General features: G+C 35.7%; 18 protein-coding genes and 1 other RNA gene. 8 read left to right on the top strand and 11 right to left on the bottom strand.

Annotation, left to right across the window (positions count from 1 at the left end; all coding sequences use genetic code 11):
- Window positions 1-3: 3 nt before the first annotated feature.
- The 9 genes from ACP3T3_RS10095 to ACP3T3_RS10055 all read right to left on the bottom strand — a co-directional run bounded on the left by ACP3T3_RS10095 (window position 4) and on the right by ACP3T3_RS10055 (window position 11,413).
- Window positions 4-1,239: a DUF6625 family protein gene (locus ACP3T3_RS10095; protein ID WP_426479743.1), complete on the bottom strand. Its 1,236-nt coding sequence runs from the start codon at window positions 1,237-1,239 to the stop codon at window positions 4-6.
- A 1-nt stretch (window position 1,240) separates the two neighbouring features.
- On the bottom strand, window positions 1,241-4,291 hold the full coding sequence (locus ACP3T3_RS10090) for a lantibiotic dehydratase (protein WP_426479742.1): 3,051 nt from the start codon (window positions 4,289-4,291) through the stop codon (window positions 1,241-1,243).
- Window positions 4,288-5,442, bottom strand: coding sequence for a lanthionine synthetase LanC family protein (locus ACP3T3_RS10085; RefSeq protein WP_426479741.1), 1,155 nt, complete (start codon window positions 5,440-5,442; stop codon window positions 4,288-4,290). The genes ACP3T3_RS10090 and ACP3T3_RS10085 overlap by 4 nt, the downstream gene beginning before the upstream one ends.
- Entirely contained in the window at window positions 5,435-6,352 is a 918-nt protein-coding gene (locus ACP3T3_RS10080; RefSeq protein ID WP_426479740.1) for an LLM class flavin-dependent oxidoreductase, read from the bottom strand. Before ACP3T3_RS10080 ends, ACP3T3_RS10085 begins: the two co-directional genes overlap by 8 nt.
- Window positions 6,353-6,418: 66 nt before the next feature.
- The gene (locus tag ACP3T3_RS10075; RefSeq protein ID WP_193544291.1) at window positions 6,419-6,604 is read right to left on the bottom strand and encodes a class I lanthipeptide; all 186 of its coding nucleotides are present in this window, start codon (window positions 6,602-6,604) and stop codon (window positions 6,419-6,421) included.
- Window positions 6,605-6,669: 65 nt separating this feature from the next.
- Window positions 6,670-8,298: an alpha/beta fold hydrolase gene (locus tag ACP3T3_RS10070; RefSeq protein WP_426479739.1), complete on the bottom strand. Its 1,629-nt coding sequence runs from the start codon at window positions 8,296-8,298 to the stop codon at window positions 6,670-6,672.
- 269 nt (window positions 8,299-8,567) lie between these two features.
- On the bottom strand, window positions 8,568-10,196 hold the full coding sequence (locus tag ACP3T3_RS10065) for an AMP-binding protein (RefSeq protein ID WP_426479738.1): 1,629 nt from the start codon (window positions 10,194-10,196) through the stop codon (window positions 8,568-8,570).
- A gap of 58 nt (window positions 10,197-10,254) precedes the next feature.
- Window positions 10,255-10,929 carry a beta-carotene 15,15'-monooxygenase gene (locus tag ACP3T3_RS10060; RefSeq protein WP_426479737.1) on the bottom strand — a complete coding sequence of 225 codons (675 nt, stop codon included), beginning with the start codon at window positions 10,927-10,929 and terminating at the stop codon, window positions 10,255-10,257.
- Window positions 10,922-11,413, bottom strand: a complete 492-nt coding sequence (locus tag ACP3T3_RS10055; RefSeq protein WP_103231657.1) for an RNA polymerase sigma factor — start codon at window positions 11,411-11,413, stop codon at window positions 10,922-10,924. Before ACP3T3_RS10055 ends, ACP3T3_RS10060 begins: the two co-directional genes overlap by 8 nt.
- Before the next feature lie 214 nt (window positions 11,414-11,627).
- Here ACP3T3_RS10055 and rnpB point away from each other — a divergent pair.
- An RNA gene (gene rnpB / locus ACP3T3_RS10050) (RNase P RNA component class A) lies at window positions 11,628-11,952 on the top strand.
- 99 nt (window positions 11,953-12,051) lie between these two features.
- On the opposite strand, the gene ACP3T3_RS10045 is transcribed toward rnpB, so the two are convergent.
- Window positions 12,052-12,921: a polyphosphate kinase 2 family protein gene (locus ACP3T3_RS10045; protein WP_426479736.1), complete on the bottom strand. Its 870-nt coding sequence runs from the start codon at window positions 12,919-12,921 to the stop codon at window positions 12,052-12,054.
- 257 nt (window positions 12,922-13,178) lie between these two features.
- Window positions 13,179-13,643, bottom strand: coding sequence for a DUF1573 domain-containing protein (locus ACP3T3_RS10040; protein WP_089689938.1), 465 nt, complete (start codon window positions 13,641-13,643; stop codon window positions 13,179-13,181).
- A 128-nt stretch (window positions 13,644-13,771) separates the two neighbouring features.
- Between ACP3T3_RS10040 and ACP3T3_RS10035 the strand changes: the two genes are divergently transcribed.
- The 7 genes from ACP3T3_RS10035 to ACP3T3_RS10005 all read left to right on the top strand — a co-directional run bounded on the left by ACP3T3_RS10035 (window position 13,772) and on the right by ACP3T3_RS10005 (window position 20,699).
- Window positions 13,772-16,387, top strand: a complete 2,616-nt coding sequence (locus tag ACP3T3_RS10035; protein WP_426479735.1) for a valine--tRNA ligase — start codon at window positions 13,772-13,774, stop codon at window positions 16,385-16,387.
- Window positions 16,388-16,409: 22 nt separating this feature from the next.
- Entirely contained in the window at window positions 16,410-17,021 is a 612-nt protein-coding gene (locus ACP3T3_RS10030) for a hypothetical protein (protein ID WP_426479734.1), read from the top strand.
- Between the two features lie 138 nt (window positions 17,022-17,159).
- Window positions 17,160-17,399 (top strand): GIY-YIG nuclease family protein, encoded by a 240-nt coding sequence (locus ACP3T3_RS10025; protein ID WP_426479733.1) that lies wholly within the window; start codon window positions 17,160-17,162, stop codon window positions 17,397-17,399.
- Window positions 17,400-17,529: 130 nt separating this feature from the next.
- Entirely contained in the window at window positions 17,530-18,165 is a 636-nt protein-coding gene (locus ACP3T3_RS10020; RefSeq protein WP_426479732.1) for a DUF4241 domain-containing protein, read from the top strand.
- A gap of 67 nt (window positions 18,166-18,232) precedes the next feature.
- Window positions 18,233-19,123: a ribokinase gene (locus ACP3T3_RS10015; protein WP_426479731.1), complete on the top strand. Its 891-nt coding sequence runs from the start codon at window positions 18,233-18,235 to the stop codon at window positions 19,121-19,123.
- Window positions 19,124-19,212: 89 nt separating this feature from the next.
- The gene (locus tag ACP3T3_RS10010) at window positions 19,213-20,058 is read left to right on the top strand and encodes a serine aminopeptidase domain-containing protein (protein ID WP_426479730.1); all 846 of its coding nucleotides are present in this window, start codon (window positions 19,213-19,215) and stop codon (window positions 20,056-20,058) included.
- A complete protein-coding gene (locus ACP3T3_RS10005) occupies window positions 20,055-20,699 on the top strand; it encodes an HD domain-containing protein (RefSeq protein WP_426479729.1) in 645 nt (214 codons plus the stop codon). The genes ACP3T3_RS10010 and ACP3T3_RS10005 overlap by 4 nt, the downstream gene beginning before the upstream one ends.
- Window positions 20,700-20,844 lie beyond the last annotated feature (145 nt).

Genomic DNA, 20,844 nt, shown 5'->3' with positions numbered 1-20,844 from the left:
TTTTTAATAGATATAGTATGCATTCTCTGTGATACGGTTCTTTATACTCTTTATGCTTATTTTATAGGGAATATCTTCCTGGTTTTTATAATGAAAATCAATAGTGCTGATGTTCTTTTTGCTTACTCCTATCCATTGATTGTCTTTAAGTTTATAAAGAGAAAATTGATTATAATGAAGCGCGTTTTCACCTTCGTTAATAATGATCAGTTTGTTCTTATCCTGCGGATAAAAGGTAATATGGGTTTTCCCGATTTTGTAAGACTGTTCTTCCAGAAAACTGACATGCTGCTTCTGGGTATAAGCGAGAAGCTTAGATTTCAGCAGTAAAAATCTGTAGCGGGCATTAGTCACTCTTTTCTCTATTTTTCTCCTGATTTTCTTTAAAGGGTAAGAAATCTTGTTAGATTTATAATGAATTCCCTGTGGAGAAATTGAGAAATTGCCCTTTGCTTCAAAAGGATCTATAAAGAAATACGGATTGTCCTTAAGATTAATAAGGTGAATCAGCAGGTATTGTTTTTCTGTTACGGTATTGAAAATATTACCTTCTACCCAATGATGGGTTACATTGGAATAAACGAACTCCTGAACAATATTTTTATGATAATATTTAATTTCTTTTTGAAGTTCCAGCCTCCTAACAACAAGAGTGAAACTTTCAATTTCAGTCTTGATATCTGTAATATCTTTGGTATGAACAAGATTAAATTCAAAGTTGCATTCATCAAAACAGAAATGACGTGTATTTTGCAGAACATGGGCGTAATCTTTACTCTGTTTGAATAGATTAATGCATTGTTCATTGTTTTTCAATAAGGTGAAAAAGCCGGCAGGATAATTTTTGTGGGGTGAAATAACATCATATTTTTTCAATAATTTCTCTGTGATAAAATACCGGATATTCCCGAAAATAATATCAATATCACAATATCCCCAAAATTCATATTCTTTTAAATATTCCTGAAATATCAATCCATAAGTAGGCTTAAAATCACACAGTTTGTAGCCATCCAGAATGTTGATGGATAAGTTCAGTTTTTCGCTTGCTATTGTACTGAATTCAGCAAGATTACTGATCTTTATAAAATGAACATTCGGTAAATGAAAAGGTGCCTCCAGATTGGTGAATAATAAAAAATCGACATCCGGATTGTATTTGCAGCTGTATAAAAAATGATTGAAATACTCAGGCCAGCTTTTGCCAAAATAACAGTTTATTAATGCGATTCTGGTCATGTTACGTCAGTTTTTTAATATTCAATAGTGAGTCATAGCTTTTATGTAAGAAATAGTATAAAATAGACTCATGGATATTCGGTTTCGAAGCAAACGTTCTGTTGATAAACATATGAATATAGCTTACCACCAATGATTTTACCATCTGCTGAGACTGCAGTTCCTTAACTTCAGCAATGTAGCGGGCTGTTTTTTTAGACCTTATATCCAGAATTTTAGAAAACTCATCTGTACCTGCAAGAAGTTCCAGGGTTTGATGCCTGTGATCTCTGTACTTATCTTTTAATGTCTGTTTAGAATGGTCATCAAGCATGCTTCCGTATCCATTGGCAAGCTGGTGCAGGATGTCCCTTTTTTCCGTCATGTTATAGCCGAAATCATCAAGAATACGGTTGATTCCTGCAACGGCAGCTTTCCAGATGGGCGTTTCTGTGTATTCAGCTTCTTTCATTAACTGGCAGACACATTCACTGTCGAAGTAAAAAATACTTTCCATCTGATCTATTGTAGTTTCACCATATCGTTCAATCTCCCTGTTGTAGGTATCCAGAACAATTTTATGGATAATCATTTCTCTGGTCAGATATTTGTCAAGTAACTGATAAATCTGGCTGGAAAGGGTATGATCTTGTGACGTGGTCAAAAACCTTACTCTGATATGCATATCCGGATCACTGTAACGGATAAAGAACCATTTTTTTATAATTCCTTTTTTTACAAGTCCATTGGCGAATTTATAGATGGTGTCTTTAATAATCTGATCTGAAACCTTTGTGCTGCAATAAATCTTATAGAAAAGCCACTCACTTCCGGGAACAAAATTCCGAACCACTGTATTTTTTACAGGGAAAAGGGTAAGCTTATCCTTCTTTTTGCTGCTGAAATTATGCCATGGAATAAGAAATTCATTACTGTGTAGATTTCCGTTCTCATCCTTAGTCACTGTTTTGTATTGTCCGGAAAGATTTTCCAGCACTCTTATCTGCTTTTCTTTTAATAAATGATCATAGAGAATTTCCAGAGAAAGCGCATTGTTTGTAAATACGGGAAGTTCCATGTCTTTTTCTGTGAAAACACAGATTTCCGGAATGTTTTTCTCCTTTAAATACTCTTTGAAAACCTGAATGGAAGCCTTCTTGCCATTGAAAATTTTAGAATAATCCAATAACCATGATGCTCTGGAAAGTATCACATTGTTGATCATGATTCTGGGCAGATATTCATAATTAACAAACATGCCCCAGTTCCAGTTATAGGAAGGAGTTGTATGCTGGTACTGAAGATCACAGAGAAAATGATACATCGGTACTTTATGCAGGTTATAATTATGCGCAGACGAAAGACTTGGAATAACTTCTTTATTATATTTTTTGGAACGAAGAACAATTCTGTCATTTTTCACAGAAATCATAAGGTCATTCAGGTAGATGGGTTCGCTATCTGCATTGTGACGGTTAATGATTGGGATTTCATATTTTCTTAAATGTGGTCTGATCGTAATATTCCCGACTCTCGGCTGCGGATTGTGTACCACTTCAGCAATAATCTGCCCGTCATAGAAAGACTCTTCTTCAGACAGTGCATTTTTCACGGATTCCTCCAATTGGTCATCCATATGACAAAAGCGTCCCAAATAGGTGGAAGATGAGGGGCCATCACTGAATTTATGGAAAATAACCGGCTGTCCTTCCTGATCTTCATAGATATGTACCAATGAAGACATTGAGAAAGGAATATTTTTATTCTCCTCTAAAAATGGGCTAACATCTTCTTGTGTAATCTGTATTAAATCTTCATTGTTTTTCAGAGCATTAATTAATTTCTCTCCTAAAAACTGATTCCATTTCAGGGAACCCTGAATGATATTGGTCGTGTTTTCAGATTTAAACTGGATTCCATCGGTGAGATTAGAGCTGTCATTATCTGAATGTAAAGGGTAATTGATGCCTGATAACGGATCAAGGGCTAATAGTATCGGAATTTCCTGCTGATCATATCTTGCCGTGAATTCCTTTTTAAAATTATCCAGAGAATCAATAGTGTCAGCCGCTCCAATCTGAAAAACAGTAGAAAGTACTTTTTTAAAGTCTTTAAAAATATTCTTATCAAGCGTATTGGAAGTTTTTCCTTTCAATAAGTCAGTCTGAAGGATATTTTTTTTATGGTTTTTAATCCCGATTGAGATTAATATTTCAGAAATCTGATCAACAGCAAGAAATGTGTTATTGGTTTTGTTCGCTTTTTGTACAATTTCAAAGATGGTAATCAAACTCTGGATCAATTCTGCATCCTCTTTGTTTTCTTCATCTGCAGGAATTTTCAGTTCTTTTAAAAACTGGTAGATAAAATTCTGAAAATTCTTGTCAGTAACTTTTGGTGAAAGTTCACTGACAAGAATTTTTGAATCTATCAATTCGTTGATATAGTCGAAACTGTCTTCATAAGAAATGTCCTGATTAACTAATATTTCTATGATTGCTGACAGCTTTAAACCGTCCTGACAGGCTTTTATAATTGAATTCAGATATTTGTTTTTTTCAGTAGAAATAATCTCATACTTCAACCCTGAATCCTTGATGGTAGGCTCAATATAACGGTATTTATTTTTAGTGCTGTAAATTGTGTTGTTGGTATAGAATTTACAAACTTTTCTCACGTGCATATTCTCTTCCAGCTTTACCGTAATATCATGCAAAAGCTGCATATCCAGTCTTGCAAATATTTTATCCTGATCTTTATCCAGGGTAATATGAGTGCTGTCACTCCATTCGCCCATACTTACGCCGGCATTGGTGCCGAAAGGAATGGTTCTGAAATGAGTTCTCAGCCAATATTTCAATAGAGATTTTTTTATTCTATCAGCTTTTTCTTTGGACAGTTTTTTTTCGTCCCAATGAATGAGCTGTTCATATAAATCCGGTGATGATAAATAAATGGTATTACGGAAGCTTTCTGTATGGATGTCCTCTTCCCACTGACCAATATTTTTCTGTGGAAGAAGTGGTGTTCTCAGCAGATAAAAGTTCAGTTTTTCTATATCGTTGTATTTCATCCTATGTTCATTAAATAAATTTTGTCCCAATCTCTGGCTTTATCGGGATACTGATAATCCAGCAATACCATTCCTACTCCGGAAATACCTTCCAAAAGTCCTGTGTGTTCTACCCATTCGTCATTCTTAAGGTCATAAGGGAATTTTACCCCTTTGTCCAATTGGTTTAGGGTTAAGGACATCCAGTAATCATGTGCTTCCTTCAGTTCTTCATCTTGAAATATTCTGTAGAATTTATTAAATATATGAGATATTCCTGATGTCCCGTGGCATATTCCTGTGTCTATACACTCATTTTTTTGACTGTAGAAAACCCCGGACTTGTCTGCTTTTACTTTTGATACATTCAGAATAATGGAGTGGCACATTGTTTTCAGATCCTCTTCCTTCAAAACGGTATAAGCTTTCCAGATGCTTATTGCAACTCCTAAGTCTCCATAGCACCATGCCAGCCTTTCTGATAATTGCTTTTCTCCCGTGGCGATATTAAGTTTTGAAGGAAATATGAATTGTGAATCTTTATTTTCTTCGTAAAGTTCCTTTAGAAAGTTGACACTTCCTCTTATCAGTTTTGCACACGTTTCTTTCTCGCAGCCTTTATGATAGCATTCGGCTAAAAATGAGATGATAGAAGGCTGGCCGTGAGCAAGACCAAGGTCGATGATATTGTCTTCTTTTACTATATGATCAATCCAGAAAAAGGATTGGTTTCTTTCATGTTTTAAATGCTCTATATGAGACACTATTTTGGCCGCAGCATCAAATTTTTTAATTTCAAGAAAATAGATTCCTAAGCCGATCAGTCCTGTAAATAAATCGTATTCCTTCCTGTCTGCAGCGGCAGAAAGCAGTTCTAAGAAAAATTCAATAGAATCTTCTTCAATGCTTTCAATATCTTCATCCGTAATAATATTGGCATTATGCAAAAGCCTCATGAAGTAGATGATGGCTAAGCTGCCGGTAGCAAATGAGGAATAAGAAGCTTCTGAAGCCATGTCAATGAGTTCTTCAATCTTTTCAATCTCAACATCATTGTTGTAAAATAATGAGTAATACCCATTTCCCAGGCTGAATGTAATATTTTCACCTTTGTCTTCATTACATTTCTCTGAAATTTGGGTCAAAAAGAAGTCAATTTTATCTTTATACATATTGGCTTAATATTTCAATGGCTGTTAAGGAATCTTTGTGTGATCTTGAGATATTATTAAACATGAATTCATTATATCCGTAGAGCTCTTTAAATTCCAACAGTTTTTCCTGAAAGAAACTTCCGTCTCCTACAAGGCTTATATTGCTTATATCATTGTTGGTACTTTTTTTAGCAACATTGATCGCCTTTTGTTTTGTTTTATGGCAGCAACCTGAAAAAGTAAGCACCATTGAAGGTTCTTTTCCATGTTTTGCTTTGTATTCTGTTCTGAAGTTTTGTAATTCTTCTTTAAGATAATCTTTGTTTGATTCTCCATGAAATATGGATCTTGCAAAATTAAGATCATGCTCTAAAGCTACTTTTAAACCTGAGTGTGAAGATCCCATATACCATACATCCGGAATATTTCCTTTGTAAGGAGGGATAATTAAATCTTTTTTGAGAAATTCACTTTCATCTCTCAGAAAGCTTAAGGTAGATTCCAGTTTGGGAAGAAATGAAGAAAAATAGTTTTCTTTATCTACATCCACATTAAAATACTGAAGATCATATTCACCAACAAGGCCCTTAACGAACCCTAGGTCTAATCTTTTGGGATATAAACTGGATAACAGTTTATAATTGTGAGCCACTCTGAACGGACTTTGTAGGGGTAAGATAACTCCTGCTATTCCTATTTTTATTTTTTCTGTTAATCCTAATAAAATGGGAATCAGCATTTCAGGAGTAGACCAGGCCATGTCATGTGCTTTTGAAAAATAGTTTTCGGTAACCCAGAATCTGGAAAAACCGAGTTCATCCGCTCTTGTAGCATAGTCAATGATATCGTATAATGATTTCTTAGAATTGTTGAGCGAGTTTTCTCTTATGCCAAATTCTAAAAGGCCTATTTTTAATTTATTTGCCATAATAGAGCTATTAAAAGCAGCTACCCCTTACGGAGTAGCCACAGTTTTTTGTAAAATGTTTCTGATTTACGATACAGGACAAACGCAAAGGTTTGTAGATCTGCTGCTTCCTGCTGTGCATGTCCAGTGTGAACAATCAAAAACAGATGTTACCAGCTCTTTTCCTGCTTTTACAGATTTCATCTCGTCAGAGTTTAATTGAGATAACTTCTCTTTTTTAAGAGTTAACTTTTTTGTAAGCTTTTTGCTCATGGTTTAAAAATTTTAATTTGTACCTACTCGTTAGCTTTTCGGTTTCCGCTTTATTATCAATTAAATTATATTTTTAAAAAGTTGATGATTGACTTATTGAGCAGGTCTGGTTTTTCAAACGGAACATAATGAGAGGCATCAGGAACAATCAATAGTTTTGAATTGGGAATACTACTATTGATCAATTTTGTATGTTCTTCCCTGATCACATCATTGCTTCCTGCGATAACCAAAACAGGATTTTTAATTGTCTTCAGCTGTTCTGTTTGTATATGAGGGTGCTGAACCATTAGTTTTATTAATCTTTGGTTGGGGGCATCCTTTATTTCAAGCTGTTTTTTAAAAGTATCCAGGGTTTTAGGCTCTATTCCTTCAGGATTTGTATTTGCTCCAATAACGACCAGTTTATTAACTAAATCAGGATGATTAATGGTAAATAGCAAACCTGTAATTCCGCCATCGCTCCAGCCTACAATATTGAATCTGTTGAGATTAAGTTCTTTTGTTACGGCTAATAAATCCTCAGAAAATTCTTCATAGGTATAATCATCTGTGGAAAGATCTGTGCTTCTTCCTTGTCCTCTTGTATCCAATACAATCACTTTGAATTGCTTTGCCAGATCAGGAATCTGGTTATAAAAATCTGATATGCTGCCATTATTCCCATGAAGCAGGACAAGCGGCTCTCCGCTTCCGTATTCTTCATAATATATTTTAGCATTCTTGAGATCAATATATTTCCCGGATTTATTTTTTCCATAAACCGTTTTCTTAGCCTTCTCTTTATTTGTATAATAATCCATCAGCATCTTATCCTCAGGGCTGTTTTCTGTTGGGCTTACAGTATTAGAAACGATTTCCTTTTTATCCTTCATATAATTAATGTCAATATTGGAGATAAAACTCCCTCCGCTGGCTTCCCATTTCCCCTGACTTTGATAACGGAACAACAAGTCATTAGACAATGTTTTTTTTGCAGAGATTCCAAACACAAAATCTACATTATCCTGGGGCACATTTTCAACAAGCTGTAAGGTAATCGCCAGCTGGTCCAGATCATTATAAATGAGTTTATTTTTTTCAAGATCAATGGTTTGCCAGCCGGTAGTATTGGTTTTAAATATTATATTTTCCTGAAGGAGAGATTCATCCGGTAAATTATTCTTTACAGAGTATATATTGAGCTTTAAAGTAATTTCCTTGAATTTAGAGCTCGGAATAATGTAAAAATTATAGCTGTTAAGTTTAGTCCACTTATAAATATTGAATATCTGTCCCTGTTCAATGGTGGGAACATTTTGGTCAAACATTTTAGAAAAAGTGAGCATTGGCCTGCTTTTAGCCCCCAGAACGTCTTTCCTTGTTTTTTTTCCGGTTATATTAATTTCCTGAATAGCATTGTTTTTTTTGCTTAATCTGATATTGGCATCTGTGGTTATTCCTTGTATAGTAACCTTTTTATCTTCATAACCATTGGATTCAAAAATGATAAAATCATTTTTTTTTGCATTTTCAGGGATGTATATTGAATAATTACCATTGATATCAGTAATAGTACTTGTATTTACATTCTCCAAGCTTACTGAGCAGTAAGAAACAACCTCATTATTTTCATTAACAACCTTCCCGGATATTTTTTGTGAATAAATACTTATACTAAGTAAGAGAACACTTAGTACCGATACAATTTTCATGCTTTAGCTTTTTGTAAATATATTATTTTATTTCATATTAATCACCTGATAAGGAAAAAAATGAAATAAAATATTTATTATATTGATTGTTTTTATTTATATTTTATGGTTATTTGTGGTTTATGTCGAAAAATATATATAAAATTTATATTTAATTTAAAGTTTGATAGAACGTTTGTTTTTGGTGTTTTTCACTATATTGTGTTTTAATAACTCTAATTTTTTTAAAAAAATACTATTAAATTTATTTTTTTTGACAAAATACAGTTTTAGCTATGATTTTTTGCATTTTCCAGCCCAAGTTCTCTCATGGAAACCTCCCGCATCTCTACTTTTCTTATCTTTCCGGAAATAGTCATTGGGAATTCATCTACAAATTTCCAGTATTTAGGAACTTTATAATGAGCAATTTTCCCTTTGCAGTATTCCTGCAGTTCTTCTGCGGTGATCGTAAACCCTTTTCTCACTTTTACCCATGCCATCACTTCTTCCCCGAATTTTTCACTCGGAACTCCAATAATCTGGACATCCAGAATGTTCGTATAAGTATATAAAAAATCTTCAATTTCTTTAGGAGAAATGTTTTCTCCACCACGGATGATGAGATCTTTTATCCTTCCTGAAATGGTAATATAGCCGTCTTTGTCCATTACCGCCATATCGCCGGTGTGCATCCAGCGGGCATCATCCAGCACTTTCTTAGTGTTTTCGGGATCATTCCAGTACTTCAGCATGACGGAATAGCCTCTGGTGCAAAGTTCGCCATGTTCTCCTCGTGGTAAGGTTCTTCCATTTTCATCAATGATCTTTATCTCAAGATGGTCCTGAACGGTTCCTACAGTGCTTACCTGTTTTTCCAATGGTGTTCCTATTAAAGTTTGAGTAGATACAGGTGATGTTTCCGTCATTCCGTAGCAGATGCTCATTTCTTTAATATTCATAAGACTTTCCACTTTCTTCATTATTTCCGGAGGACAAACGGAACCTGCCATAACACCGGTTCTTAAGCTTGAAAAATCATGGGTGTCAAAATCTTTCACGGCCAGCTCCGCAATAAACATAGTCGGGACACCATACAAAGAAGTACATTTTTCGTCCGAAACAGCTTTTAACGTAATTTCCGGATCAAAACTGTCATTAGGGATTACCATACAGGCTCCATGAGCGATACAGCATATATTTCCGATTACCATCCCAAAACAATGGTAAAAAGGTACCGGAATGCAGACACGGTCTTTCGCGGTATATTTTAATCTGATACCGATAAAATAACCGTTATTGAGGATATTATGATGGGAAAGTGTAACGCCTTTCGGAAAACCTGTAGTACCGGAAGTATATTGAATATTTACGGGATCATCAAACTGTACATGTTCTTCAAAACTATGAAGCATTTCGTCTGAAATTTCCTGTCCGTTGTTGACAAATTCTTCCCAGTTTTCATCAAAGAATATTTCATGCTCTAATGGGGGGCATACCTCTTTTGCATACTCCACCATTTCTTTATAATTGCTGGTTTTAAAACTTAAAGCAGAAAAAATAAAACGTACTTCAGACTGATTAAGTACATACGTCAGCTCATGAGTCCTGTAAGCCGGATTGATATTCACTAAAATAGTTCCTATTCTCGCCGTGGCATACTGTAAAAGCACCCATTCATAACGGTTTGAAGACCAGACTCCGATTCTGTCACCTGCTTTTGCTCCTAAAAACAATAAAGCTTTCGCAACAGCCGTTGTCTGGTTATAAAATTCCTGGTAAGTAGCTCTGTAATTCTGATGAACGCAGACTAATGCTTCCTGATGGGGGTATTTTTCGACAGTACTTTTAAGATTGGCTCCGATGGTCTGTCCTAATAATGAAACCTCAGAAGTTCCATACACATAAGATAAGGGCATAGTTTAAGATTTGGTGGAATAAAATTAATAATTATATCCCGAACTATGCTTATGTATATTAATTTTCCTGAGCATCTATTTCTTTAAGCTGCTTAAGATTTTTGTCAAGTTTCTTAATAATAGTACCATATACCAGCCTGTAATAAAGCCAGATCATAGAGATTGCAAGCAATGTGCTTACAACGATCCCAACAATAATAATGGTAAGATTGGAGCCGCTGGGCTGTATATTTTGAGAATCTAAAATATAAAATATAAAAGCAATCAGTACAAAAGTGAATATCAGCAGCAATACAATGCTGATCAGGATAAAAGCATTAACTGTTGTTTTGAATTTAATAATCCGGGTGATCAGTCCTTTCAGGTTTTCCTCAATCTTTATTTTTCGGTAGTTCTGATAGAATTTCAGTACAAAATAAGCTGTGATCAGTAAGCTTAAAACTTTTATTGCCAGATAAGCGTAACCGAAGTTGTTTTCTGCTTCAGGAGCTTCCTGGGCACCTAATCTCTCCAGCATTTTACGGAAACTGTCTGATTCCTCTTCCGGGAAAAAATAAAACAATCCAAAGACTGAAAAGAACAGTAATTCTACGACACTGATCCAGAAAATATACTTGATGTAGTTTCGTGACTTTCTATTCAACATCTGGAGGATCTCCTTGTTGTCATATTTAGGCTGAACAGCTTGTTCCTGCCAGGTTTTCTTAAAGCTATCTAAATCAAATTCAGGCATATTTTTCCATCTGTTCTTTAAGGGTTTTCTTTAATCTGTTCATTTTCACGCGTGCATTGACTTCAGTGATTCCGAGGTTTTCTGCAATATCCTTGTAAGGCAGATCGTCAAGGTACATCGTGACAATAGCTCTTTCCACATTAGGAAGAGTCTTGATTACAGTATACAAAAGTGATACCTGCTGCTGTTTTTCATCATCATCTTCTACAAAATCTTTGTGATTGATGTCCAGTTCGTTGGTAGGAAGACTTTTGCTTTTTTTTCTAAAGAGAGTAATGGCTGTATTGAGCGCTACACGGTACATCCATGTGGAAATTTTGGAATTTCCTTTAAAAGAATCATAACTTCTCCAGAGCTGTAACACGATTTCCTGGAAAAGGTCCTCTTCATCCTCCAGAGAATTGGTATAAAGACGCGATACTTTAATAATCAGTCCCTGATTATCCTTGATAAGCTGCGCAAATTCTTTTTCTCTGGAATCCATAGATATATAATGGCACGAAGATAATAATAAAGTAGTAATATGTTGAAAATTATAATACAAAATCGTGAAAAAACTAAGGCTAAGTAGTTCCTGTTTTTCATTAAAAAGCAAAGGAAAGATATTTATCCATCTCTATTATTTGCATAAGGTTAAAAGTATTTAGCCATTTCCTCGTTTGCCTTTTTACCACGAAATTTACGTATCTTTGCCTCCGCGAGAAAATCGGCTTGTTGATTTCCCGTTCTGCGGGAGGTAGGAAAGTCCGGACACCATAGAGCAGCAAAGCGGATAACATCCGTCACCCGTGAGGGTAGGACAAGTGCAACAGAAAGCAGGTACAGTTCGGCTGTAGTGAAACCAGGTAAACTCTTTGCGGTGCAATGGTAAGTATATCGGTTCTTTTCAGCAATGGAAATAGGGGCGGCTCGTCCTGAAAACCGAGGGGTAATCAGCTCAAGTGCTGCAGCAATGTAACACGTAGATAAATAACAGGCGCTTCTTCGGAAGTACAGAATCCGGCTTATAGATTTTCTCGTGATTTTTTTAAAGAAATGGAAATTAGAGGTTTGAAGAGTGAAGTTTTTTAAACGTAATGATGTTAAACCTCCACTCTTCAAGCTTCCATCTTCCAACCCGATTTATTCGCTTTCCAATTGTTTTTTAGACTCCTGTAGCCCCTGTCTGTCTTTAGCAGAAAGAGTAGGGTATTTAAGATTCATTTTTTCAAGAGTATCAATAATGATCTGGATAGCAGCTACTCTTGCAAACCATTTGCTGTCGGCAGGAAGCACATACCATGGAGCATAATCTTTTGCTGTTTCGTTGATGGCTGTTTCGTATGCTTCCATATACTGATCAAATAATGCTCTTTCCGGAAGATCCCCCGCGGAGAACTTCCAGTTTTTTTCCTGCTCATCAATTCTGTCCAAGAGTCTTTTCTTCTGTTCATCTTTAGAAACATTCAAAAAGATTTTTACAATTGTAGTTCCGTTCTGGGCAAGGTGTTTTTCAAAATTCCGGATACTTTCATATCTGTTTTCCCAGAACTTGCTGTCAAAATCTTTTACAGATGACCATGTTTTTTCACTTAAATTATATTCAGGATGCACTTTACAAACCAGAACACTTTCATAATGTGAACGGTTGAAAATCCCGATCATTCCTTTTTGCGGCAGGGCAAGATAATGTCTCCATAAAAAATCATGAGAATACTCCTTAGAACTTGGCGTTTTAAAACTGGTTACATTACATCCCTGAGGATTCACTCCTCCGAAAACATGTTCTATCATACTGTCTTTTCCCGCTGCGTCCATAGCCTGTAACACAACCAGCAGAGATTGGGTTCCGTCAGCATATAATTTTTCCTGCAGTTCACGAAGTTTTTCTTTCTCCTGAATCAGCATCTGCTCTCCTTCTTCTTTGGTGAGCTTTCCTTTATAGGAAGTTGACGCTTTTTTTATTGAAAATTTTCCGTTTACCTTAAAGTCATCTGAGAAATTGGTGTCCATATATTTTTAAGATTAAAAGATTAAAAGATTAAAAGATTAAAAGATGTTGTCCTTTAAAAATTCAATAGGGGTGGGCTTTAGCCCAGCCAGCCATTAAAAGAAAATAAACCAAAGGCTTCAGCCCAACCTAAATACATATGATAAATTTCAACGTATTTCCTGCCGCCTATCACCTATCATCTGCAACCTATTCTAATATAAATGTAATAAAAAAACCGCCTCTTTGGAGACGGTTTCTTTATTTTTTTGAGTAGAGCTTACTTCGCAGCAGCCTTTTTAGCAAGTTTTGCCGCTTTTTTCTCAGCTTTAGCAGCTTCTTTCTGCTCAGCAGGAGTCAATACTTTTGGCTCAGGAGCGTTAGCGTCTACGTTACCTTTGATGTAGATTACGCTTCTGTTGTTTGCAGGGTCATTAGAGAAAACCTCAATCATTTTGTTGAAAGGGCCAGGAATAGCGGTGTTGTATCCTACTTTGATCTTAGCGGATTTACCCGGCATAATAGGATCCTGGCTGAATTCAGGAGTTGTACATCCGCAAGAAGGCTTTACATTTGAAAGGATCAATGGCTTATCACCAGAATTCGTTACAGTAAAGAATCTTGTACCATCAGAGCTAGGTTTAATAGTTCCGTAATCGAAAGTTGTTTTATCAAATGTAATTGTTTGTGCAGATGCCAGAGCAAATGTCCCGAATAATGCAATTCCTGCAATTAATTTTTTCATATTCTTGAATGTTAATACGTTTGTTAGATAAATTTTGTGAAACAAAGTTAAAAATTATTTTAATTCATGCTTAAAAATTTTTTTCTTTAGACTATTTTTGCAAATTGCAAGCCAAAGAAATAGAATTTATGCAGATTTCAGAAAAGTACAATCCACAGGAAACAGAACAGAAATGGTACAATTACTGGCTGGAAAACAAATATTTCCATTCAGAACCTAATGACAAACCACCATATACCATCGTTATTCCTCCGCCAAACGTTACGGGGATATTACACATGGGACATATGTTGAACAATACCATTCAAGATGTTCTGGTCCGTCGTGCAAGAATGCGCGGGTTTAATGCTTGTTGGATTCCGGGAACAGATCACGCTTCCATTGCTACTGAAGCTAAAGTTGTTGCTAAACTGAAGTCTGAAGGGGTCAGTAAGTCAGATATTACCCGTGAAGAGTTTTTAACCCATGCATGGGACTGGACCAATAAATATGGAGGTACCATCCTTGAGCAGCTGAAAAAGCTGGGATGTTCATGCGACTGGGACAGAACCCGCTTCACTATGGAAGATAAACTTTCACAGCAGGTTATCAAAAGCTTCGTAGATCTTTATAATAAAGGGTTGATTTACAGAGGCTACAGAATGGTAAACTGGGATCCTGAAGCGAAAACCAATATTTCTGATGAAGAAGTAATATTTAAAGAACAAAACGGAAAATTATATTTCCTGAAATATAAGATTGAAGGTTCAGAAGAGTTTCTTTCAGTGGCTACTACGCGTCCTGAAACTATTTTTGGAGACACTGCCGTATGTATCAATCCGAATGACGAAAGATATGCTCATCTGAAAGGTAAAAATGTAATCGTACCGATCGTTGACAGAGTGATTCCGATCATTGAAGATGAATATGTGGACATTGAATTCGGGACGGGAGCTTTGAAAATTACTCCTGCTCACGATATCAATGACTACGAAATCGGACAGAAACATCAATTAAAAATGATTGATGCTTTGGATGATGACGGAAATCTGAATGAGCATGGTTTACATTACGCAGGGAAAAACAGATTTGACGTAAGAAAGCAGATCGCAAAAGAACTTGAAGAGAAAGATCTTTTGTTGAAAGCAGAAGATTACGTAAATAAAGTAGGAACTTCCGAGAGAACAGGTGCTGTTATTGAACCTAAAGTTTCAGTACAATGGTTCCTTAAAATGTCTGAAATTGCTAAGCCAGCTTTGGATGTAGTAATGGATGATGAGGTTAAGTTTTATCCTGAAAAATTTAAAAATACCTATAAGCACTGGATGGAAAACATCCGTGACTGGAATATCTCCCGTCAGCTTTGGTGGGGACAGCAGATTCCTGCTTATTATTACGGAGATGGAGAAAATGATTTCGTAGTTGCAGAAACTAAAGAAGAAGCTTTAGAGCTTGCAAAACAAAAAACAGGGAACTCAGGTCTGGCTATGGAAAACCTTAGACAGGACGATGATGCACTGGATACGTGGTTTTCATCATGGTTATGGCCAATGTCTGTATTTGACGGATTGCTAGATCCTGAAAATAAAGATATCAACTATTACTATCCGACATCTGACCTGGTAACAGGTCCGGATATCATTTTCTTCTGGGTTGCCAGAATGATCATGGCCGGATTGGAGTATAGAAAAGAAGTTCCGTTCAAGAATGTTTATTTTACAGGAATTGTAAGAGATAAGCAGAGAAGAAAGATGTCAAAATCTCTTGGAAACTCTCCTGATCCTCTTGAATTAATGGATAAATATGGAGCAGATGGCGTACGTGTAGGTATTCTATTGAGTTCTGCAGCTGGAAATGACCTTCTTTTTGATGAAGATTTAATGCTTCAGGGAAGGAATTTCATGACTAAGATCTGGAACGCATTCCGTCTGATCAATATGTGGAATCATGAGGATAAACCAGCGGGTGCTACAGATAACCAGGCTATTGAATGGTTTGAAAACAAATTGAACAAAACGATTGCTGAAATTAATGATCAGTTTGAGAAGTTCAGAATTTCTGATGCGCTGCATTTGATCTATAAATTAATTTGGGATGATTTTTGCGGGTGGTATCTTGAAGCGATCAAACCTAATTACGGAGAAGGAATTTCTAAAGAAGTGTATAACAAAACCATCTACTTCTTTGAAGAATTGATGAAGCTTCTTCATCCATTCATGCCATTCCAGTCTGAAGAAATCTGGCAGCTGATTTCAGAGAGAAGTATTGATGAAGCTCTTGTAGTTGCTCAGCAGAAGAATGCGGATCACTTTAATGAAGATGTAATTAAAAATTTTGAAATTACGGCAGAATTGATCTCAGGAGTTAGAAATTACCGTCAGACAAAAGGAATTTCGCCAAGAGAAGCCGCTGAGATATATACCAATGCTACTGAATTTGCGAATGAAGCTGTTGTAAGAAAACTGGCCAACGTTTCCGAAATTCATTTCGGACAGAAAACAGATAAGCCAAGCTTTACATTCCTGGTAGGAGCAACCGAAGTATCTATTCCTTTAAGTGAAAACTTAGATTTGGGAGAGGAAAAAGCTAAGACTGAAGAAGAAGTAAAATATTTAAAAGGATTCCTTATCTCAGTGGAAAAGAAGCTTTCCAATGAAAAGTTTGTGGCGAATGCTAAACCAGAAGTTGTAGAGGTGGAGCGTCAAAAACAGAAAGATGCTCAGGATAAGATTGCGATCCTTGAAGAAAAACTGAAAAGTTTATAAAATATTTAATACTCCTTAAAATATGGATGACAATAGGGATATTTTAACATTAGATAGTAGAACGGTTGCTTCAAATCCCGGAGGGGTTAGAGTAATGCCATTTGTATTTATAAAATACATCTATAAACCTATTTATTTGCTAATTGCTTTATTGTTTTCATTAGCTTTTGCATGGGATGTTTCATGGCTATGGGGAGGATTTGCTTTTATTATTCTTTTACTGGTAAATATTTTTTATTGGAGAAGACAAAAAGAATATTTTAAATATGGAGATTCTAACGGAGCAATAGTCATTTCTGAAAAGCCTAAAATGATTGCTGTTACTACCAATCTATCCAAAGGTTTTGGAGGTAAGTTTCCTGTCATAAAGGTTTTGCCTTATAAAGGAAAAGGCAAACTCAATGATAGGATAGGAACAGTTGCTCTTTATGAAAATTCTGAAGAAAAGCCCCACTGGAATGACTTTTTTCCAGTTCCTGTAGAATATGTTAATAATAGTAAAGAGGAATTGAATGCTGTTTTGGAATCATATTCAGAAGAAAGCTGGGAAGTTTTGGAAAGCAGAATAAAGCAGCTAAAGCAACCATATAGAGAAGGATTATTTAAAATATTTGATGAAACAAGCAGTTGGTAAAAAGTATAGATATTTTTATCCTTGAGGAGAAACTGAAAAGTTTGTAAAAATTACCCTACAAATAGGTTAGTTTATCGGGATGTCAGGCTGAGCACAGATGAAAATCTGCGAACGAGTGTTCACGAAGCCTTTTTGAAGATGAAACAATATTTTGTATATATTTTAAAATGTTCCGATAATTCCTATTATACAGGAGTTACCAATGATATTGATTTGAGATTGTCTCAACACCAGTCAGGAAAATTTCCTGAAAGCTATACTTATAAAAGAAGACCGGTTGAGCTGGTCTTCTTTTATCTGTTTAATGATATTATTCAGGCAATTGCGTTTGAAAAACAAGTGAAAGGTTGGAGTCGTAAGAAGAAAGAGCTATTATAAATGATAATTGGGATAAATTGAAAGAATTATCTATTTGCCGGAATGATAGCCATTCTGACAATTGTAAAGATTAAAAATCCCAAAGGCTTCACTCCGCTCAGCCTGATACAGAAAACAAAGAATAAATACAATGACACACATAGAAAATATAAAAAAGCTATTCTCAAAAGACTTTGTGGAAAGCCCGTTGCTGGAAAGTTTTGAAGTAGGGAAAATCTATCTTTCCAGTGGAAAGCTGGTGGCCTGTGACCCTTTGATCACCAATGATATGCTTCCCTTCACTACAGAATTTCCTAAAGGAGATTTTTCTGTAATATTACATAAAGAAAGAGAAAGCAACTGTGTAGCGTATGCTGAAATTATTTTCAGCCATTCTGAGATTAAAGAATGGAAAATGGCCACTACAGCAGGACAGGATATAAAAGATCTTGCGGAAGAAGAAATTTTTGGATATCCTGTAGAAAGTGGGATGGGATGTTTTATGGATGTAGATACCCAAAACAGTCTCAATGAGCTGGAACAGAGATTATATCAGAATAAAGGTGCTGATTTTATGGGAATTTACGAAGGATTTTTCCATGATTACTTCTTTGATGAAAATGGGGCTATAGATCAATATGCCTTTCTGAAGCCGGCAAAAGAACATCCCGGAACTATATTTGCTTTTGAAACAGGATATGGGGAAGGATTTTACGCCAGCTATACAGCATACGATAAAGATCAAGTACCAGTGAAAATAATTACTGAATTTATAGAAATAAGTTAATTTTAAATTAGTTATTTTTGAGACACAATTTTGTCAGTTATAAATTTTAAAGCTAATACAAAACACAATGAATTTCTCATCAGAACAACCCCGTATTATTGTTGTGGGCAGCTCATCAATAGATTTGGTTCTTGAAACCGAAAAACTTCCTATGCCTAATGAAACGGTTCTGGCCGTCAAGTCAGACAGTTATTTTGGTGGTAAAGGGGCAAATCAGGCGGTAGGCACTGCAAGATTGGGAGCAAGCGTTTACTTTATCGGCTGCGTGGGAATGGATCCTCTCGGACAGCAGATTATGAGAAATCTGGTAGGTGAAAATGTGAATGTAGGATTTGTTCATGAAACAGACAGAGAAGCTACAGGAACCGCTTATGTAACAACTTCTCATGGAAATGCCGCTATTGTGGTAGTGCCTGCAGCCAATAAATACCTTAGCAAGTCGCATATAGACGAAGCAGACAAATATTTTCATACTACAGATCTTGTATTGGTACAACTTGAGGTATCTATGGAGGTAGTGGAACATACCGTTAAAAAAGCGAAACAGTATGGGAAAAAGGTAGGGTTATATGCTTCCCCGGCTATGAGAGTCAGCGAAGAAATTTTAGAGATGGTAGACTTTATTGTGGCTAAGAGTAACGAACTGTACGTTATTTTCGGAGAAGAAAAAAGAGAAGAAGTCCTTAAGAAATATTTTAATAAAGTTTTTGTAAGAGATGATACCAACTCTACGATTTATTTTGATGGTACAGAGATGAAATATTACAGAAACGATAAAGATGAAAAAGTGTATAAAATGGGGATGGGTGATGCATTCACTTCAGGATTTGCTATTGCACTCTGCCATGGTAATTCCATTGAAGAATGTGTGAAATTCGGAAATGAAGTTTCATCGAGAGTTTCAGGAGGTAAAGGTTCACAAACCGGCCTGCCGAGAATTTCAGATTTCTTTTCTTAAAGCTATTTACGACATATCAAAAGTCTGAAACTTAACATAAAAATATAAGTAAAATGTCCACTTTTATAGTGGATTTTTTCTTTTATACTATGGAAAAACTAATACTTACCACAGAAGATGCTAGTACCCTGACTGCCCATCTGTTTAAGCCGGAACAAGATAATGGCAAACTACTGCTGATCAATTCGGCAACAGGAGTAAAGCAGCAAGTGTATTTTTCCTTTGCCAGCTATTTTTCTGAACTGGGATTTACAGTAATTACTTATGATTACAGGGGAATCGGACTTTCCAAGCCGAAAAATATGAGAGGTTTTCACGGTTCTATGAGACTTTGGGGATCAAAAGATTATAAAGCTGTAACTCAGTATATCAAAGAAAATTTTAAAGAATATAAAAAATACTGCTTAGGTCATTCCGTAGGCGCATTGATTCTGGGAATGAATAAGGATTCTGAGATATTTGAAGAATTTATGTTCGTAGGAACCCAGAATGCCTTTGTAGGAAATCTTAAAGGAATGACAAAAGTTGAAGCGTATTTAGGCTTTGGAATTGCCCAGCCATTAACTACTTCATTGTTAGGATATTTTCCTGCACATTGGTTTGGGCTTGGAGAAAGTCTTCCAAAAAATTGTGCATATGACTGGAGAACCTTAATTTTAAACAGGAAATCAACCAACAGGCTGTTGGAGAAAATTGAGAACTTCTCTGAAAAATTAACGCAGAAAGTATTTGTAATCCGGGCTGAAGATGACATTTGGCTGACAGAAAAAGGAGTATTAAGCTTATTAAATGATACTTATCCCAATCTGAAACCCACTTACAGGCTGATTGCCGTTTCAGAATCTGATCAAAAAGAAATCGGCCATATCAATTTTTTTAGAAGTTACAACAGCAAACTCTGGGATATTATTTTAAATGAACTGACAGATAAATGAAAAGTACGATTGACAACACAGTAGCATTTGTAAAAGAAAAATTAGAAGGAGCAGAGGCTGGGCACGACTGGTTTCATATTGAAAGAGTATGGAAGCTGGCCGCTCAGATAGCAGAAACAGAAGATTGTGATAAAGAGGTGGTAGAGCTGTCTGCGCTTCTTCATGATATTGCCGATCCTAAATTCCATAACGGTGATGAAACTATTGCCCCTAAAATATCAAGAACATTTCTTGAAGAACAGAAAGTTTCTGAAGAAACCATTCAGAAGGTTTTATTTGTAATCGAAAATATTTCGTTCAAAAACAGAGACCAGGCGCCGGTAAATCCACCCATTGAACTGCAAATTGTGCAGGATGCCGACCGTATTGATGCCATTGGAGCTATCGGAATTGCCAGAACATTCAACTTTGGAGGTTTTAAAAATAACCTGATGTATCACCCGGATATAAAACCCAAACTGGGAATGTCTAAAGAAGAGTATAAAAAATCTGATGGAACCACCATTAATCATTTCTATGAAAAATTATTGCTTCTGAAAGATATGATGAATACCCCAAAAGGAAAAAAAATGGCCGAAGAAAGACACAATTACATGCTGAATTTCCTCGACCAGTTTTATAAAGAATGGAATGTAGATTAGAAAATAAAAATAATTAATTATAATCTGTTTCTATTTTTCCAAAGAATAATTATCCCTGCTTATATTGATAAATATTATCTGTTCGGATAGTTTTTTATTTACAGATGAATTTAATAGATCCAAGGGAGATAAGGATTTGACCTTT

Source organism: Chryseobacterium sp. CBSDS_008, from assembly GCF_049959325.1.
GTDB lineage: Bacteria > Bacteroidota > Bacteroidia > Flavobacteriales > Weeksellaceae > Chryseobacterium.
This window is presented reverse-complemented; position numbering and strand designations above follow the sequence as displayed.

Coding starts and splice junctions, on each gene's coding strand:
- ACP3T3_RS10030 (WP_426479734.1), top strand. CDS start 16,410: ATGGATGACAATAGGGATATTTTAACATTAGATAGTAGAACGGTTGCT.
- ACP3T3_RS10090 (WP_426479742.1), bottom strand. CDS start 4,291: ATGAAATACAACGATATAGAAAAACTGAACTTTTATCTGCTGAGAACA.
- ACP3T3_RS10095 (WP_426479743.1), bottom strand. CDS start 1,239: ATGACCAGAATCGCATTAATAAACTGTTATTTTGGCAAAAGCTGGCCT.
- ACP3T3_RS10075 (WP_193544291.1), bottom strand. CDS start 6,604: ATGAGCAAAAAGCTTACAAAAAAGTTAACTCTTAAAAAAGAGAAGTTA.
- ACP3T3_RS10045 (WP_426479736.1), bottom strand. CDS start 12,921: ATGGACACCAATTTCTCAGATGACTTTAAGGTAAACGGAAAATTTTCA.
- ACP3T3_RS10080 (WP_426479740.1), bottom strand. CDS start 6,352: ATGGCAAATAAATTAAAAATAGGCCTTTTAGAATTTGGCATAAGAGAA.
- ACP3T3_RS10055 (WP_103231657.1), bottom strand. CDS start 11,413: ATGGATTCCAGAGAAAAAGAATTTGCGCAGCTTATCAAGGATAATCAG.
- ACP3T3_RS10065 (WP_426479738.1), bottom strand. CDS start 10,196: ATGCCCTTATCTTATGTGTATGGAACTTCTGAGGTTTCATTATTAGGA.
- ACP3T3_RS10020 (WP_426479732.1), top strand. CDS start 17,530: ATGACACACATAGAAAATATAAAAAAGCTATTCTCAAAAGACTTTGTG.
- ACP3T3_RS10035 (WP_426479735.1), top strand. CDS start 13,772: ATGCAGATTTCAGAAAAGTACAATCCACAGGAAACAGAACAGAAATGG.
- ACP3T3_RS10005 (WP_426479729.1), top strand. CDS start 20,055: ATGAAAAGTACGATTGACAACACAGTAGCATTTGTAAAAGAAAAATTA.
- ACP3T3_RS10070 (WP_426479739.1), bottom strand. CDS start 8,298: ATGAAAATTGTATCGGTACTAAGTGTTCTCTTACTTAGTATAAGTATT.
- ACP3T3_RS10040 (WP_089689938.1), bottom strand. CDS start 13,643: ATGAAAAAATTAATTGCAGGAATTGCATTATTCGGGACATTTGCTCTG.
- ACP3T3_RS10085 (WP_426479741.1), bottom strand. CDS start 5,442: ATGTATAAAGATAAAATTGACTTCTTTTTGACCCAAATTTCAGAGAAA.
- ACP3T3_RS10010 (WP_426479730.1), top strand. CDS start 19,213: ATGGAAAAACTAATACTTACCACAGAAGATGCTAGTACCCTGACTGCC.
- ACP3T3_RS10015 (WP_426479731.1), top strand. CDS start 18,233: ATGAATTTCTCATCAGAACAACCCCGTATTATTGTTGTGGGCAGCTCA.
- ACP3T3_RS10060 (WP_426479737.1), bottom strand. CDS start 10,929: ATGCCTGAATTTGATTTAGATAGCTTTAAGAAAACCTGGCAGGAACAA.
- ACP3T3_RS10025 (WP_426479733.1), top strand. CDS start 17,160: ATGAAACAATATTTTGTATATATTTTAAAATGTTCCGATAATTCCTAT.